Genomic DNA, 13,458 nt, shown 5'->3' on the forward strand with positions numbered 1-13,458 from the left:
TGCTATTTCAGGATGGAATGTTCGACTTTAATGCAGCGGTCCATGATGACCGTGTAGCCGGCTGCGTCGAGGCGATTGAAGACCTCTTCATCGACGACGTTCAACTGCGTCCAGAACACCGGGGCTTCGATCTTGAGAAACTCTTCCGCAATGCCCGGCAAAAATTCGCTGCGGCGGAAGACATTGACGATGTCGACCGGCTCCGGAATGTCCGTAAGCGCCGCGTAGCTTTTCTCCCCGAGCACTTCGTCCGCCAGCGGGTTGACCGGAATGATGCGGTAGCCGGCATCTTGCATCGCTTTGGACACCATGTAAGAGGTTCTCATCGGATTCGGGCTTAAGCCGACCACGGCGATGGTCTTGGCACTGTCGAGCACTTCTTTGATTTCTTTGCGGTCTGGATTCTTCAACAAAATCACCTGTCCTTTTAGTCTATCATACATGAAAGTGGGTCGTTTGTTGAATAATCCGCCATCTATTGTTTCTGTCTCTGCGGTCATGGTAAACTGTAGAAAAGAAAACAGTGTACGTCAAAGGAGTCAATCATGGACATTTTGCTTCCGGTAATTATCGCTTATTTACTCGGATCCATCCCTTCAGCATTATGGATCGGAAAACTTTTCTACAACACCGACATCCGGACGAAAGGCAGCGGCAATTTAGGGGCGACCAACACATTCCGCGTGCTCGGCCCGAAAGCCGGCTTCATCGTTACCCTGCTGGATATTTTAAAAGGCACGGCGGCGACGCTCTTGCCGCTCGTCATGGTCACCGACGTCCACCCGCTTATCCTGGGTGTTATCGCCGTCATCGGCCATATGTTTCCGGTGTTTGCGCGCTTTAAAGGCGGAAAAGCCGTTGCCACATCCGGCGGCATCCTGCTTGGTTATCAATGGCCCTTGTTTTTACTGGCTGTCGCGGTCTTGTTGATTGCATTGAAGATCACCAAGATGGTATCCTTGTCGTCAATCATCTTGGCTGTCGTCTCGGTCATCTACACGATTATCTACACGATCAATACCGGCGATTACTTGTTTTTTGCCGTGATTTTGACACTCGCCACGTTCATCATTTATCGGCACCGCGCGAACATCGCGCGAATCCGCGCAGGCACCGAACCGAAGATCAAGTGGTAGAACCCGAAAGGACGTGTTTGCATGGAAATCCATTTGAGCAATGATGCGAAAGATTGGTTCCATAACGAAATGGAAGTCGAGGCCGGGGAAGCGGTGCGGTTTTTCGTCCGCTACGGAGGAGACGGGCTGCAGCCTGGCTTCTCGCTAGGCGTCACAAAAGACAGCCCGTACGAAGCAGTGGTCCGCCTCGAAGAAGATGGCGTGCTGTACTTTATAGAAGAAGCCGACCATTGGTATTTCGATGAACACGACCTGCACGTCAGTGTCGATGATACGTTGGGTGAATTGAGTTATTCATACGGACAAAAAGAAGCATGACGCCATGTAGCGTCATGCTTCTTTTTTTATTCATTCACTTTCTCGCTGGAATTGACTAATCTATTCAACTGATCCAAGCGGCCTTCCGCTCGAAGAATTTCCGCTTGCCTGTCGCCGAATAAATCGAAATGCGGGTAGTCATTCCGAAGATCCAGCCATTCACGCCGCAAGCCGTAGCGGCTGCCCCAATCGGCCAGTTTGTCGATGTCACAACAGCCGACTTTTGTCACCGTGGTGCAGCCGGGAAATCGGTGGTCCACCCAGTAATGGGTGAGAAACGAGATGTGGCCGTCTTGCACATCCTGTTTCCAGCGTTCCAATTCAGGTCGTCGGATTCCGAACGCCATCTTCTGCCCCCCTCACCACTTCTTTGTATTTAGCATCCCACTCAGGCGCCACTTTGGCGAGCGGGACCGGACGGAAATTGTCTTTTTTAACGACGACATGTTCAGATGTCGCCTTGGCGGCGAGTGTGCCGTCTTCGTGGAGCACTTCGTAGCCGTACGTAGTCCGCAAGCGGCCGTGAGACGCGACCCAAGTCTTGACGCGTGCTTTTTGCCCATAGCGCAGCGCGGCTTTGTATTGAATCGAGATATCCGTCACCGGAGACAAGAACCCTTGCGATTCCATCCCGGCATACGTAAACCCGAGATCCTCGATCAATTGCGTGCGCCCGAGCTCGAGCCAGATCAAGTAATTGGCGTGATAGACGACGCCCATCTGATCCGTTTCCGCATAGCGGATTTCAATTTCTTTTTCGCTTATGTACATTTTCCTTCACCTCTCCTCTAGTATACAGGACATACCTTGAGATCAAAAAGCACAAGGTCCTGAAGCTGTGTGGGTCATAGCGGGCGAAATTCCTTGCCGCTGCGATTCTGCCCAAAATAAAAAGGCCGCCCGGAGGCAGCCTTTTTTATTTTATGCTTCTAGCAATTTGTTGCGGAGCACCATTTGCAGAATGCCGCCGTGACGGAAGTAGTCGACTTCCACTTCAGAATCGAAGCGTGCGAGGACCTTGAATTCCGTTACTTTGCCATCTTCGGCAGTGGCTGTGACCGTCAGTACGTCGCGCGGTTTCACATCGTCGGACAAGTTGACGCTGATGGTTTCGTGGCCTGTCAGACCAAGGGAATCAGCGCTTTCGCCGTTGACGAATTGAAGCGGCAAGACGCCCATCATCACAAGGTTCGAACGGTGGATACGCTCATAGCTTTCCGCGATGACTGTCTTGACGCCAAGCAGGAATGTTCCTTTAGCAGCCCAGTCACGGGAAGAGCCCATGCCGTAGTCTTTACCGGCTAGAACCACAAGGCCAGTGCCTTGCTGTTGATACTTCATGCATGCATCATAGATCGGCATAACTTCGCCGGTCGGCCAGAATGTCGTGAAGCCGCCAGTCGTTCCTGGTGCGACTTGGTTACGGATGCGGATGTTCGCGAATGTTCCGCGCATCATGACTTCGTGGTTACCGCGACGGGAGCCGTAAGAGTTAAAGTTGCGCGGCTCAACGCCGTTTTCACGCAAGTACAAGCCAGCTGGAGTATCTTTGCCGATTGCGCCTGCCGGTGAAATGTGGTCCGTCGTGATCGAGTCGGCGAATTTCGCCATGACACGAAGGCCGGATAGCGGCTGGATCGGTGCCGGTTCTTTCGACATGCCCGTGAAGAACGGCGGGTTTTGGATATAGGTAGAGTTGTCGTCGAAAGCATACAAGGAATCATCGTTTGTTTCGATTGCGTTCCACTCTGCGTTTTCAGTGAAGACATGCTCGTATTCTTTACGGAACAATTCAGGCGTTACCGTGTTGTGCACGACGTCTTTCACTTCTTCAGTTGAAGGCCAGATGTCTTTGAAGAAGACATCATTGCCGTCTTGGTCTTGCCCGATCGGGTCCACTTCAAAGTCGATGTCCACTGTGCCGGCAAGTGCATAAGCCACAACAAGCATCGGGGATGCCAAGTAGTTAGCTTTTACGAGCGGATGGATGCGTCCTTCAAAGTTCCGGTTACCGGACAATACAGATGAAACGAGCAAGTCGTTTTCCACGATCGCTTCTTCGATTTCAGGAAGGAGCGGGCCGGAGTTACCGATACATGTTGTACAGCCGTAACCGACCAAGTTGAATCCGATTTGGTTCATGTAGTCAAGAAGGCCAGAATCGCTCAAGTAGCCTGTCACGACTTTCGAACCTGGCGCTAGTGACGTTTTCACGTATGGCGGCGGAGTCAAGCCTTTTTCAACCGCTTTTTTCGCAACGAGGCCAGCGCCAAGCATAACGTATGGGTTGGACGTGTTTGTGCAAGATGTGATTGCAGCAATCGCCAAAGCGCCCGTGTTCATTTCAGCAGTTTTGCCGTCGTTGAATTTAACGGTCGCCGTTTTGTTGATTTCGTTTTGGTCCAACGCGAAGCCGTGCGGGCCTTCTGCAGCGGTGATTGCTGTGTTGAATTCTTTTTTCATTTGAGACAATGGAATCAAATCTTGCGGGCGTTTCGGGCCGGACAAGTTCGGTTCGATCGTCGTCAAGTCGATTTCGACAAGGTCCGTGTAGATTGGATCTTCGTTGTCGACTGTGAAGAACATATCGTTCGCTTTCAGGTATTCTTTAGTGACAGCGATTTGCTCTTCCGTACGGGCTGTAAGGCGCATGTAAGTCAATGCTTCTTCATCCACTGGGAAGAATCCGCAAGTTGCGCCGTACTCAGGTGCCATGTTGGCAATGGTCGCACGGTCTGCAAGCGGCAATGTGGTAACGCCAGGGCCGAAGAACTCGACGAATTTGCCGACTACGCCTTTTTTACGCAAAGTTTCAGTGACTTTAAGTGCCAAATCCGTCGCAGTTGCGCCGTTTGGCAGTTCGCCGGTCATTTTTACGCCGATAACTTCAGGAATCGGGAAGTATGAAGGCTGTCCAAGCATGCCTGCTTCCGCTTCGATTCCGCCAACGCCCCATCCAAGAACGCCGATCCCGTTGATCATTGTCGTGTGGGAATCCGTACCGACAAGCGTATCCGGGAAGGCTTCGAATGTGCCGTCTTCGTTTGGAAGAGCGTGAACAACATTCGCCAAGTACTCAAGGTTTACTTGGTGGACAATACCCGTAGCTGGTGGAACCGCACGGTAGTTGTCGTAAGCTTTTTGAGCCCAGTTTAGGAATTGGTAACGCTCGGCATTGCGTTCGAACTCAAATTCCATGTTCGCGCGCAGTGCATCTTCGCTGCCGTAACGGTCAACTTGCACCGAGTGGTCAATGACCAAATCAACCGGGATTTCCGGGTTGATCTTATCCGGGTCGCCGCCCATTTCAGCCATTGCTGAACGAAGCGCCGCCAAGTCGACAACTACCGGTACGCCGGTGAAGTCTTGAAGGATGACACGGGAAGGTTTGAATGGAACTTCCGCTTCTTTGTTCGCGTCTTTGCCCCATTTTGCCAGTTCTTCTACATGTTCGTCTTTGATGACATATCCGTCGTGCTGACGCAATACGGATTCCAATAGTACTTTTACAGAGTACGGAAGGCGAGATACTTTCGCGATCCCCGCTTCTTCGAGTGCAGCGAGACGATAATAATTATACGTCTTGCCGTTGAGCTCGAACGACGTGCGGCTGTTGTGCAAACTGCTCTTTGCCATAATCGTGTTCCTCCTTTAAATCTTCTGAAAAGGCGTGTTAACGCGTCTTTTCTCCTCTTCCATCATACCGAAACAATGTGCATAAGTAAATTACATTAAAATTATACATTCCGATAAGTTTTTCTAATGACTATTTCCTTTTCTCATCGATTTTTCTTAAGGTCTCTTCCAGCTGGGCCAAATGGCGTTTCTCATGATAGCCGATAAATGGGAACCATTGGACAAGCGGCACATCGCCGAACACCGGATGCGGCATGGAGTTGTTCTGGAGCGTCTCTTTGTCTGTTTGTGTGTAGACTTCATACAGGCGATTTCTTGAATCATTCAACTTCTCTTTCATTTCCTCTAAGGCGAAAAATTTTTCTTCAGGCACCGTGTGATTTGGCGCGTCAACTTTCACTTTGCGGCTGACCGATAATTGGATCGGTTTCTTCAAGGCTTTTTTTCGTTCGTTTTTCTTCGCTGTTTTGGCAACGCCTGCTGTAATCGCCTCTTCCATTTTAAGGAGATGATCCAAGATCTGCATGGCAGACCATTCGCCATCCGATGGTTTTTCATTCAGGATGTGGTCATCGAATGGTTCGACTTTCTTCAAGATGGTATGGCGGATTCTCGCATTTTCTTCGTTTTGCAATTGCTGCACCTCATTTCTAATTCCCATTATCTTTCTTTATACCCGCTTTGTCGATTATCACTCGTTTTTTCACCGCCATTTTAAGTTGCTTGTTGGCTGTTTTTGATTTTTATGTAACACCCTTAAGTAGTTTATTACTTATGAATGAATAAAACCTCTTTTTCATTCATTCCCAACCCGAACAAGGGAAAATACGTTCTATTCCGCCTAAAAACTGGTATAATGAATAAAACCTAGTTAAAGAGGTGAATGTCCATGCCATACGGTTATGAAAAATACAGATTGGATAATGGCATCAGCCCGAACACGGTGGTCCATGAAGTCCAATTGATCCGTGCACTTTTTGCGTTTTTGCGGAAAACCTATAAAAAATCGGTGGAACCCCATGAAATCCGCCCTTCTGATATTCAGCAATTCCTGTTGGAACAAAAAGAAGCCGGCATCAAAGACAGCACCTTGAATCGTAAATTGATCTACATCCGCCGCTGGTTCGATTATATGTGGCAGATCGGCAAGATTCCGAATGATTTCATGCCGAAATTCAAATTGAATCATAAGCTTGATTTAAAGCCCCACGACATCGAAGTCGATTACGGGCATCTTCTGGAAAAGAAACCGGACGTGTTAACGTCCGATAAACTGCCGCTCAATGCCAAGCTGCTCTTCGTCTTTTATTTAAGAGGCTTGCGCCTTCGCGATATGGTCACGATCGACATTGATAATTTCCTGAATGACGCAGATGGCCTCCATTTGGACGTCGAAAAAAAAGACGGTTATCATTGCACACTGCACTTTGACAAACACGAAGAAGCCGTGATGGAACAAGGGATCGAACGGGCCAAAACGCGCGGCACGTCTTTTCTGCTATCGTCGAAAGTGAAAGACCAATTCACCCATTTTCAGATGGGCTCCCTATCGGATTATACGGAAGCCCTTGCTGAATTTGTCGGCGCCCCGATGCGTTCGGGTGATATCCGCTTTGCCTATGTCCATCATTTGTATGCGGTCGAACACAAGAATCTGGAGGAGATCCAGGAAATCCTTGGCGTCTCGCTCGAATCCGCTTCCCGCATGCTCAAGGATTCGCTCGTGCGCATGAAGCGCCAAGCCCATCCGCCCAGCTAAAAACACACCCGCTCCAACCGGAACGGGTGTGTTTTTTCGCTTCATGATTAATTTTTAAGGGATACTTTTTCCTTTCCATTCTTTTCAGGCCAGAAACCCGAAATCGAACGCAAAGCTGAAAATGATCAATGTGTGGATGACCGTAAACCATAGTCCCTGCTTGTTGAGTTTTTCCAAGTTTTCATATTCCATGGCTCACACCCCTTTTCTGTTTTGTCTATTATAATTACTTTTCAGAATATTAGCAATACATTTAATTGCGCTTGCCCTACTTCTTTTCCAACTGTTAACAGCGCATAAGGAAACGGGTATACTAGAAAAAACAGGAGGCGATCGAAATGAAAAAAGCATTGCTGGTAGTGGACTATACGGTGGATTTTGTCGCGCAAGACGGCGCGTTGACATGCGGGGCACCTGGACAGGAAATCGAGGAGGCACTATGCTTCATCACAGAGCAATTTCTCGAAAACGGCGATTTTGTGGTCCTGCCTGTTGACTTGCACGAGGAAAATGATCCCTATCACCCCGAAACCAAGCTCTTTCCGCCCCATAACATCAAAGGGACGGATGGCCACAAATTATACGGCCGTCTCCAGGAGGTATACGAACGTCATCAAGAGGACATCGTCTGGATGGACAAAACCCGCTACAGTGCATTCGCCGGGACGCGTCTTGAATTGATGCTGCGGGAGCGCAATATTGAAGAACTTCATATCATCGGCGTCTGCACGGATATCTGCGTGTTGCACACGGCGATTGACGCCTATAACAAAGGTTTTCAGATTGTGATCCACGAACAGGCTGTCGCAAGTTTCGATGATACGGGACACCGCTACGCCCTGCGGCACTTTGAAACCATCCTAGGCGCCCAAATACGATAATTTTACTGTTCCATGTTTTAAAAGTCCTGAATGTGGTTATACAGAGAGTGTAGCACTTATACAATAAAACATTTTGAAGGAGCTGGAAAAAACATGGGATTCATTTTATATCTAATCATGGGCGGTATTATCGGTTGGCTAGCCGGCCTAATCCTCGGGAAAGACATTCCGGGCGGCATCATTGGTAACATCATTGCAGGTATCATCGGTGCATGGCTTGGCGGCTTGCTCCTAGGCGACATGGGGCCAGTTATTTGGGACGTAGCGATCATCCCGGCATTGATCGGCGCATTGATCTTCGTCTTCGTCCTCAGCTTGATCCTTGGATCAATGAACAAAGGACGCAAACGCGCATAATAAAAAAAGAGTGGACTTCGGTCCACTCTTTTTTTTTATGAATTATTATATTGTTCTTCAAAGTGGCCATAGTAATGAAGGATGTCTTCCACGTATTCATCGCTGTGGTTGTAGCGGTAAATCGCGCGCTCCAAGTCCCCTTCTGCCGCACCGTTTTGCGCCAGATAATTAGCGGCGCTGTGGAGTGCATCTTCCAGGTCGTAAGGGTCAGCTAAGCCGTCGCCATTGGCATCCACGCCGTAGCCGCCGTATTTCGCAATGACTTCTGGGTTGGTCTTATCCGCTTGCGGAATTTCTCCTTGCCCTTGCCCCGAACAGGTCGGGTGGCTCCAGCCGACAAATGTGCAAGGCATGAACTGCATATGCCCTTCTGCCCCAACCGGCGACAACAACGGATCCATCGTCGAAAATTTCGTTTCGATGCGGTGATGGGCTGCAAGTAAGGTCCACGGGATCTCGTAGCGATCGGCCGCTTCCTGGTAAAGTGCGATATTTTCTTCCGGAAACGGTACTTCAAATACGCGGTCCTGCCCTTTTTTCACCGTTTCCTTGACGGTGTCGCCGTAATAGGAATACGCGATCACCGCAACAAGCGTGAACGCCACGATCACTGCTGGAACAAAGGCCAATAACATGAGGAATCTCATAACAAGCGAGGATTTTTTTCGTTTTTTCTGTTTCATATGTTCACACCTATAGTTTCATTTGCCTCAGTTTACCACAGCCGCCCTGCCTTTGCCTGTTTGCCACGAGCATACGGCACAGCTGAAGCAGGAGAATAATGGTTCGAACAGAATATGTATAATGGGAAGTGGAAGGAGGAACAGCCTATGTGGGAAGACTTTAAGAAATTTGCTCTAAAAGGCAATGTGCTGGATTTGGCGATTGCGGTAGTTATTGGCGCGGCATTCGGAAAAATCGTCACATCGCTTGTCGAAGACATCATCATGCCTGGGGTGGGAATATTACTCGGCGGATTCAGCGTGGAGGATTTGACTTATACATTTAATGGGGCCGAACTCCGCTATGGCGCATTCGCACAATCCGTCATCGATTTTTTCATCATTGCGTTCTCTATTTTTATGGTGATTCGTTTATTTACGCGCCTAAAGCGCCAAAAAGATGTACCCGCGGAAGAAGAACCGGAAGTGCTCGACAAGAAAGAAGAGCTGTTGATCGAAATCCGCGATCTTTTGTCAAAAGAAAAAACCGGCCAATGACCGGTTCCCCTAGCTGCCGTTTGGATTCGGCAGCTTTTTCTTTATTTTACTGTGCCAATTCCTGCATGTCTTCAACGATTTCCGCTGTCGGTACCTGTTCAAAGCCGTCGTAATTGCCGACGACTTCGCCTTGCTGATCAACCAGGTAGAAAGAGGTGCCGTGGATGACCTGGTCGCTGTTCGGGTCGTTCTTGACCAGGGATTTGAAATTCTCCGTCGCAAATTCCGCAATTTCATCCTGCGAATAGCCCGTCAGCAAATGCCATTTGCTCTCATCGGGAATCGGGTAATGCGACAAGTATTCCCGCATTTTCTCCGGCGTGTCTTCTTGCGGGTCGACGCTGAATGCGATAATTTTATAGTCGCTCAAGCCCTTTGCTTCCATTTCCTTCTGCAAATCAGCCATATTGAAAGTCATTGGCGGGCATACCGTCTTACAATTCGTGAAGACAAATGTTGCCAGCCAAGGCGTCCCTTCCAATTGCTGCTTGCTTACTTGTTCGCCGCGGTGGTCGGTATAATTGAAATCTTCGACCGCCCCTGCGCCGCATGCTGCGAGAAACAGCATCAGTGCCGTCAGCAGCACCGCCCATTTCCACTTCATATGATTGCCCCCACTCTCGTAACTGCCTATATCATAGCCGAACAAGGGCTTAAAAACAATCCGGGTTCCCGCTCCAGAAATCACAACTTTGTGAATTACGGCGTCTTCATCGTAATGAGCGCGTCGTGGATCGCCACAAGCTTGCCTTCTACACGGTGCATCAGGTAAAACGAAACGAATATCGGAAATCCGAGTTCCTGTATCCATTGCATCCACTCCTGCATCGAAGCGCCTCCTTTCTTTTTAAAAAAAGCCTTCCCGCATTTGCGGGAAGGCCCTGTTCATTAAATTTCGTATTCGACGATGTTGCGTTCGACGACGCGTGCGCCTTTGGCCAGTGCAAACGGCAATCCGCCGACTACAAAAATATTCTGGTCGACGATTGTCTGCATGCCGGTGATGATTTCCTGCGCCGTCAAATCTTCGCGCGGCTCATCAACCGTCATGGTGACTGCTTTGTTTGCGGCTGTTTCAAAAATCAATTCCAATGTTTTCGCCATGTGTCCCACTCCCCCTCATTATTGGTAGATGTTTGAACCGGAGATTTTCTCCAATTCCATTAGCGGTTTCGTGCCGAATGTCTCCAACACTTGCGCCACCTGGAAAATTCCATCGGCAGAAGCCGCTTCTGCCACGTTCTGGTACGCTTTCACTTTGCGCTTTAAACGCCCTTGCTCGTCAAGCCCGTTGTCAAACGTCAAGCGCATGCTTGCGTTCTTAAAATCGCTGAATGCCATATTGCTCACCCCCTTTCATTCGCTATATAGACATAAACACGAAAAAAGGATACATTTCAGGTGAATTTTTTTTCACAGGCTTCTATAATGGTATAGAGAATGATTGAGGTGAGACGAAGTGGAATTAGAAGGCTGGTTTTTATGGTTCATATTATTCTGGGTCGTTGTGTTGGTCGGGCTGTTCGCGATCGGCGGCTATTTTATGTTCCGGAAGTTCCTGAAATCGATGCCAAAAGAAGACGGCTTATCGGATCTGAACTGGGAAGAGTACTACGTAGAAAAAACGATCCACCTATGGGGAGCCGAAGAAAAAGAGCTATTGAACGAACTCGTGCAGCCGGTGCCGGACCTGTTCCGCCCGGTAGCGAAACAAAAAATCGCAGGGCGCATCGGCGAGATTCTGCTTGAGGAAAAAGCCAAGAAAATGGAAATGCAACACATCATCCGTGGCTATATCCAAGCGACGCCAAAACGCGACCACAAATTTTTGCGCAAAAAAATGGCGGAACTCGAAATCGACCTCGCGCCTTATGAGCAATATTTTGAACAATGACTACCAAAAACGCTGCTCCCTATCCGGGAACAGCGTTTTTTTTCAAAATATTAATAAACTCTGTGATTTGCTATGAATACAAAGGAAATCACTTTTTCGCTATTTAAAACTCAGTGTTCTGTTTAAGTATTTAAAAAAAGCGCTCGCTCGTAACTCCTTCTGCTCAATAATGCTGCGCATTACTTTCGCAAAGATAAGGTCTCCCGTAGGTCGACCTTATCTTTCCAGTGGAGCAGCGTAAGCGACGAGACGACCGAGACCCCGCAAGAAATGAATGAGCGAAGCTTAGCTGAGATCATTCATTTGCGACGCATCTGCCACGCAGATGTGGGAGCAAAGCTTTTTCTGCGATGCTTGAGCGAAGCGAAAGTTGAGCAAGCGGGTTTTCTGTGCGATGCTCGAACGCAGTGAGAGTTGAGCACAAGGGTTTCAAAGAGGCTGAGGAGGCTTGGGCGCGAGCCCACGGAAAGCGAGCGAAAAGCTTTGGAAAATACGGCTTCTTGCCTTTCTCAACAAGAAAAACGCTGCTCCCTATTCGGGAACAGCGTTTTTTTGCCCTGCAATCAATTGGTATTTGCGCAGCATCGCGAGACGCCACGGCACAATCATGCCAAAAGCGAGCAGCCAGAACATGCCGCCGAGCTCCCCGACGTCAATCGAAGAACTCAGGATAACTTTCGCCAGCAAACGCACGAACAATAACCCAAGCAAAATGAAGACGAACGCTTTTGAGCGTTTTAAATAGATGTCGCCGTCACGCACTTCGAATTTCGATGTGCGGATCAAGATGATCGAAAACAACGCCCCGACGAGCAACGCTTCAGCAATTTGCAGGGGCGGCACCCGGAAAAACGGAAAAATGAACATCAAGGCACCGGTCGACATGAACAAAGGCGGCAAGATGATCTTTTTGACCGAAGCCGGCTTTTTCGCCGATTTCGACCGGACGATGATCGCGAGCGTCCCCATGACGAGGGCGCCGATGGTCGTCACGGCAAGAAAGGCGCCTGGCGGGATACTGTTGAATAATTCATCCATCCAATTGCGCCTCCAATTCGCCGAGGCGGCTCTCCAGCTCATCCATGCGCACGAAACGGGCGAACCGCAGGTGCTCTTTCCCTTCTTTAAACAAGATGACCACAGGCGCCGTAAAGAGCATCAACTGGCCGGCAATTTCGGGAACCCGCGCCGCATTCACCAGATAGAATGGAATGGATGCATCCGGCTCCAATCCCTCGACTTGCGGCTTCAGCCCTTCGCATACCGAGCAATGATCGGTTTTGACGAACAGCAGAAATGATTCGCGGCTTGCTATTTTCTGTTGGAATTGATCCATTGAAGAAATGGTTTCCATCTCGTCACCTACTTTTTAGAATCCTTGGAAATCCCCGAAGATCGGGCTCAAAATGCGGATAATATACGTCATGCCGTCAAAGAACAGCAAGACCCCGACCGCGATCATGATGAATCCGCCGACTTTCATGATCGTGCTGTGATGCTTGCGCAGCCAGCCAAGACGGGTAACGAAAAACGACAAAACGAAAAATGGAATCGCAAAGCCGAGCACATAGGCGAGCATATACCAAATGCCTGATCCGGGATTGGTCGCAGCGAGCGCATAAATGGCCGCTGTGATCGGCCCTGTGCACGGCGTCCAGCCAGCCGCAAACGCAAGCCCGATGACAAACGTCCCCAAAAATCCGGATGGCCGGTTTTTAAACGAGAATTTGCGGTCTTGCATCAAGAATTTTGGCGTAAAGACCCCAACGATCATCAATCCGAAAATGATGATGAACAACGCGCCCACCTGGCGGATCAATTCATCATAGCGCACGAACCATTCATAAAAGAACGATGTGCTGAAGCCAAGTGCGATGAAAATGGTGGAAAAGCCCAAAAGGAAAAATAAAGTATGGAACATTCCACGGCGCTGCATCACTTTCCGGTCATTTTTAATCTCATCCATGGTCATGCCCGTAATATAAGATAAAAAGGCAGGATACAAAGGCAATGTACATGGCGAGATGAAACTCAAAAACCCGGCACCGAAAGCCAAAAGTAAATTAATATCGGTTGCCATTCGAACACGCTCCTCTCTCTCACGAACTCTATCTTATCAGAGATGGTGCGCAAAAACCGCCAAATTGCCTGTGAACTCTTTATGGACATTTCGGCAACCTTCACGTTTTCGCCTATAATTTTTGTTTGCGCCGATTGCCAAAGCACCATAAAAAAACCGGCTCTCTTTAGGGGGAAG

Annotated in this window: 20 protein-coding genes; 7 read left to right on the forward strand and 13 right to left on the reverse strand. The window is 49.0% G+C overall.

The window, feature by feature from the left end:
- Positions 1 to 2: 2 nt before the first annotated feature.
- The gene (locus AB9R92_RS03885; protein ID WP_370668507.1) at positions 3 to 416 is read right to left on the reverse strand and encodes a CoA-binding protein; all 414 of its coding nucleotides are present in this window, start codon (positions 414 to 416) and stop codon (positions 3 to 5) included.
- Positions 417 to 545: 129 nt separating this feature from the next.
- On the opposite strand from AB9R92_RS03885, the gene plsY reads away from it, so the two are divergent.
- Both plsY and AB9R92_RS03895 read left to right on the forward strand, forming a co-directional pair.
- Entirely contained in the window at positions 546 to 1,136 is a 591-nt protein-coding gene (gene plsY, locus AB9R92_RS03890) for a glycerol-3-phosphate 1-O-acyltransferase PlsY (RefSeq protein WP_370668198.1), read from the forward strand.
- A gap of 21 nt (positions 1,137 to 1,157) precedes the next feature.
- Positions 1,158 to 1,454 (forward strand): HesB/YadR/YfhF family protein, encoded by a 297-nt coding sequence (locus tag AB9R92_RS03895; RefSeq protein WP_370668199.1) that lies wholly within the window; start codon positions 1,158 to 1,160, stop codon positions 1,452 to 1,454.
- Positions 1,455 to 1,480: 26 nt separating this feature from the next.
- Here the strand turns inward: AB9R92_RS03895 and AB9R92_RS03900 are convergent, their stop codons facing one another.
- The 4 genes from AB9R92_RS03900 to AB9R92_RS03915 all read right to left on the reverse strand — a co-directional run bounded on the left by AB9R92_RS03900 (position 1,481) and on the right by AB9R92_RS03915 (position 5,724).
- Positions 1,481 to 1,801, reverse strand: coding sequence for a hypothetical protein (locus AB9R92_RS03900; RefSeq protein WP_370668200.1), 321 nt, complete (start codon positions 1,799 to 1,801; stop codon positions 1,481 to 1,483).
- Entirely contained in the window at positions 1,776 to 2,225 is a 450-nt protein-coding gene (locus tag AB9R92_RS03905) for an acyl-CoA thioesterase (RefSeq protein ID WP_370668201.1), read from the reverse strand. The genes AB9R92_RS03900 and AB9R92_RS03905 overlap by 26 nt, the downstream gene beginning before the upstream one ends.
- Before the next feature lie 150 nt (positions 2,226 to 2,375).
- Positions 2,376 to 5,090 carry an aconitate hydratase AcnA gene (acnA, locus tag AB9R92_RS03910; protein WP_370668202.1) on the reverse strand — a complete coding sequence of 905 codons (2,715 nt, stop codon included), beginning with the start codon at positions 5,088 to 5,090 and terminating at the stop codon, positions 2,376 to 2,378.
- A gap of 130 nt (positions 5,091 to 5,220) precedes the next feature.
- A complete protein-coding gene (locus AB9R92_RS03915; protein ID WP_370668203.1) occupies positions 5,221 to 5,724 on the reverse strand; it encodes a DinB family protein in 504 nt (167 codons plus the stop codon).
- A gap of 255 nt (positions 5,725 to 5,979) precedes the next feature.
- Between AB9R92_RS03915 and AB9R92_RS03920 the strand changes: the two genes are divergently transcribed.
- From AB9R92_RS03920 to AB9R92_RS03930, 3 genes are all read left to right on the forward strand, one after another.
- The gene (locus tag AB9R92_RS03920; protein WP_370668204.1) at positions 5,980 to 6,849 is read left to right on the forward strand and encodes a site-specific integrase; all 870 of its coding nucleotides are present in this window, start codon (positions 5,980 to 5,982) and stop codon (positions 6,847 to 6,849) included.
- 338 nt (positions 6,850 to 7,187) lie between these two features.
- Positions 7,188 to 7,730 (forward strand): cysteine hydrolase family protein, encoded by a 543-nt coding sequence (locus AB9R92_RS03925; protein ID WP_370668205.1) that lies wholly within the window; start codon positions 7,188 to 7,190, stop codon positions 7,728 to 7,730.
- Between the two features lie 93 nt (positions 7,731 to 7,823).
- Complete coding sequence (locus AB9R92_RS03930; RefSeq protein WP_370668206.1) at positions 7,824 to 8,087, forward strand: GlsB/YeaQ/YmgE family stress response membrane protein; 264 nt, start codon at positions 7,824 to 7,826, stop codon at positions 8,085 to 8,087.
- 35 nt (positions 8,088 to 8,122) lie between these two features.
- On the opposite strand, the gene AB9R92_RS03935 is transcribed toward AB9R92_RS03930, so the two are convergent.
- Complete coding sequence (locus AB9R92_RS03935; RefSeq protein WP_370668207.1) at positions 8,123 to 8,770, reverse strand: lytic transglycosylase domain-containing protein; 648 nt, start codon at positions 8,768 to 8,770, stop codon at positions 8,123 to 8,125.
- Between the two features lie 147 nt (positions 8,771 to 8,917).
- On the opposite strand from AB9R92_RS03935, the gene mscL reads away from it, so the two are divergent.
- Complete coding sequence (gene mscL, locus AB9R92_RS03940) at positions 8,918 to 9,307, forward strand: large conductance mechanosensitive channel protein MscL (RefSeq protein WP_370668208.1); 390 nt, start codon at positions 8,918 to 8,920, stop codon at positions 9,305 to 9,307.
- 46 nt (positions 9,308 to 9,353) lie between these two features.
- Here the strand turns inward: mscL and AB9R92_RS03945 are convergent, their stop codons facing one another.
- From AB9R92_RS03945 to AB9R92_RS03960, 4 genes are all read right to left on the reverse strand, one after another.
- Positions 9,354 to 9,911, reverse strand: a complete 558-nt coding sequence (locus tag AB9R92_RS03945; protein WP_370668209.1) for an SCO family protein — start codon at positions 9,909 to 9,911, stop codon at positions 9,354 to 9,356.
- A 95-nt stretch (positions 9,912 to 10,006) separates the two neighbouring features.
- The gene (locus AB9R92_RS03950) at positions 10,007 to 10,135 is read right to left on the reverse strand and encodes a YvrJ family protein (RefSeq protein ID WP_083509135.1); all 129 of its coding nucleotides are present in this window, start codon (positions 10,133 to 10,135) and stop codon (positions 10,007 to 10,009) included.
- Positions 10,136 to 10,195: 60 nt separating this feature from the next.
- The gene (locus AB9R92_RS03955) at positions 10,196 to 10,411 is read right to left on the reverse strand and encodes a DUF2922 domain-containing protein (protein WP_370668210.1); all 216 of its coding nucleotides are present in this window, start codon (positions 10,409 to 10,411) and stop codon (positions 10,196 to 10,198) included.
- An 18-nt stretch (positions 10,412 to 10,429) separates the two neighbouring features.
- Complete coding sequence (locus AB9R92_RS03960) at positions 10,430 to 10,648, reverse strand: DUF1659 domain-containing protein (RefSeq protein WP_370668211.1); 219 nt, start codon at positions 10,646 to 10,648, stop codon at positions 10,430 to 10,432.
- A 118-nt stretch (positions 10,649 to 10,766) separates the two neighbouring features.
- Between AB9R92_RS03960 and AB9R92_RS03965 the strand changes: the two genes are divergently transcribed.
- Positions 10,767 to 11,201 (forward strand): DUF2621 domain-containing protein, encoded by a 435-nt coding sequence (locus AB9R92_RS03965; RefSeq protein ID WP_370668212.1) that lies wholly within the window; start codon positions 10,767 to 10,769, stop codon positions 11,199 to 11,201.
- 531 nt (positions 11,202 to 11,732) lie between these two features.
- Here AB9R92_RS03965 and AB9R92_RS03970 read toward each other — a convergent pair.
- The 3 genes from AB9R92_RS03970 to AB9R92_RS03980 are packed head-to-tail and all read right to left on the reverse strand — an operon-like array spanning position 11,733 to position 13,281.
- Positions 11,733 to 12,239 (reverse strand): CcdC family protein, encoded by a 507-nt coding sequence (locus tag AB9R92_RS03970; protein ID WP_370668213.1) that lies wholly within the window; start codon positions 12,237 to 12,239, stop codon positions 11,733 to 11,735.
- On the reverse strand, positions 12,232 to 12,555 hold the full coding sequence (locus AB9R92_RS03975) for a thioredoxin family protein (RefSeq protein WP_370668214.1): 324 nt from the start codon (positions 12,553 to 12,555) through the stop codon (positions 12,232 to 12,234). Before AB9R92_RS03975 ends, AB9R92_RS03970 begins: the two co-directional genes overlap by 8 nt.
- A 15-nt stretch (positions 12,556 to 12,570) precedes the next feature.
- Entirely contained in the window at positions 12,571 to 13,281 is a 711-nt protein-coding gene (locus AB9R92_RS03980; protein WP_211654187.1) for a cytochrome c biogenesis CcdA family protein, read from the reverse strand.
- Between the last annotated feature and the right edge of the window lie 177 nt (positions 13,282 to 13,458).

Source organism: Planococcus sp. SSTMD024 (assembly GCF_041320495.1).
In the GTDB taxonomy this organism is placed as follows: domain Bacteria; phylum Bacillota; class Bacilli; order Bacillales_A; family Planococcaceae; genus Planococcus.

What these genes read in the sequence shown, in the direction of transcription:
- AB9R92_RS03905 (WP_370668201.1), bottom strand. Translation starts at nt 2,225, where the DNA reads ATGTACATAAGCGAAAAAGAAATTGAAATCCGCTATGCGGAAACGGAT.
- AB9R92_RS03960 (WP_370668211.1), bottom strand. Translation starts at nt 10,648, where the DNA reads ATGGCATTCAGCGATTTTAAGAACGCAAGCATGCGCTTGACGTTTGAC.
- AB9R92_RS03900 (WP_370668200.1), bottom strand. Translation starts at nt 1,801, where the DNA reads ATGGCGTTCGGAATCCGACGACCTGAATTGGAACGCTGGAAACAGGAT.
- AB9R92_RS03950 (WP_083509135.1), bottom strand. Translation starts at nt 10,135, where the DNA reads ATGCAGGAGTGGATGCAATGGATACAGGAACTCGGATTTCCGATATTC.
- AB9R92_RS03975 (WP_370668214.1), bottom strand. Translation starts at nt 12,555, where the DNA reads ATGGAAACCATTTCTTCAATGGATCAATTCCAACAGAAAATAGCAAGC.
- AB9R92_RS03935 (WP_370668207.1), bottom strand. Translation starts at nt 8,770, where the DNA reads ATGAAACAGAAAAAACGAAAAAAATCCTCGCTTGTTATGAGATTCCTC.
- acnA (WP_370668202.1), bottom strand. Translation starts at nt 5,090, where the DNA reads ATGGCAAAGAGCAGTTTGCACAACAGCCGCACGTCGTTCGAGCTCAAC.
- AB9R92_RS03945 (WP_370668209.1), bottom strand. Translation starts at nt 9,911, where the DNA reads ATGAAGTGGAAATGGGCGGTGCTGCTGACGGCACTGATGCTGTTTCTC.
- AB9R92_RS03970 (WP_370668213.1), bottom strand. Translation starts at nt 12,239, where the DNA reads ATGGATGAATTATTCAACAGTATCCCGCCAGGCGCCTTTCTTGCCGTG.
- AB9R92_RS03980 (WP_211654187.1), bottom strand. Translation starts at nt 13,281, where the DNA reads ATGGCAACCGATATTAATTTACTTTTGGCTTTCGGTGCCGGGTTTTTG.
- plsY (WP_370668198.1), top strand. Translation starts at nt 546, where the DNA reads ATGGACATTTTGCTTCCGGTAATTATCGCTTATTTACTCGGATCCATC.
- mscL (WP_370668208.1), top strand. Translation starts at nt 8,918, where the DNA reads ATGTGGGAAGACTTTAAGAAATTTGCTCTAAAAGGCAATGTGCTGGAT.
- AB9R92_RS03955 (WP_370668210.1), bottom strand. Translation starts at nt 10,411, where the DNA reads ATGGCGAAAACATTGGAATTGATTTTTGAAACAGCCGCAAACAAAGCA.
- AB9R92_RS03925 (WP_370668205.1), top strand. Translation starts at nt 7,188, where the DNA reads ATGAAAAAAGCATTGCTGGTAGTGGACTATACGGTGGATTTTGTCGCG.
- AB9R92_RS03895 (WP_370668199.1), top strand. Translation starts at nt 1,158, where the DNA reads ATGGAAATCCATTTGAGCAATGATGCGAAAGATTGGTTCCATAACGAA.
- AB9R92_RS03930 (WP_370668206.1), top strand. Translation starts at nt 7,824, where the DNA reads ATGGGATTCATTTTATATCTAATCATGGGCGGTATTATCGGTTGGCTA.
- AB9R92_RS03920 (WP_370668204.1), top strand. Translation starts at nt 5,980, where the DNA reads ATGCCATACGGTTATGAAAAATACAGATTGGATAATGGCATCAGCCCG.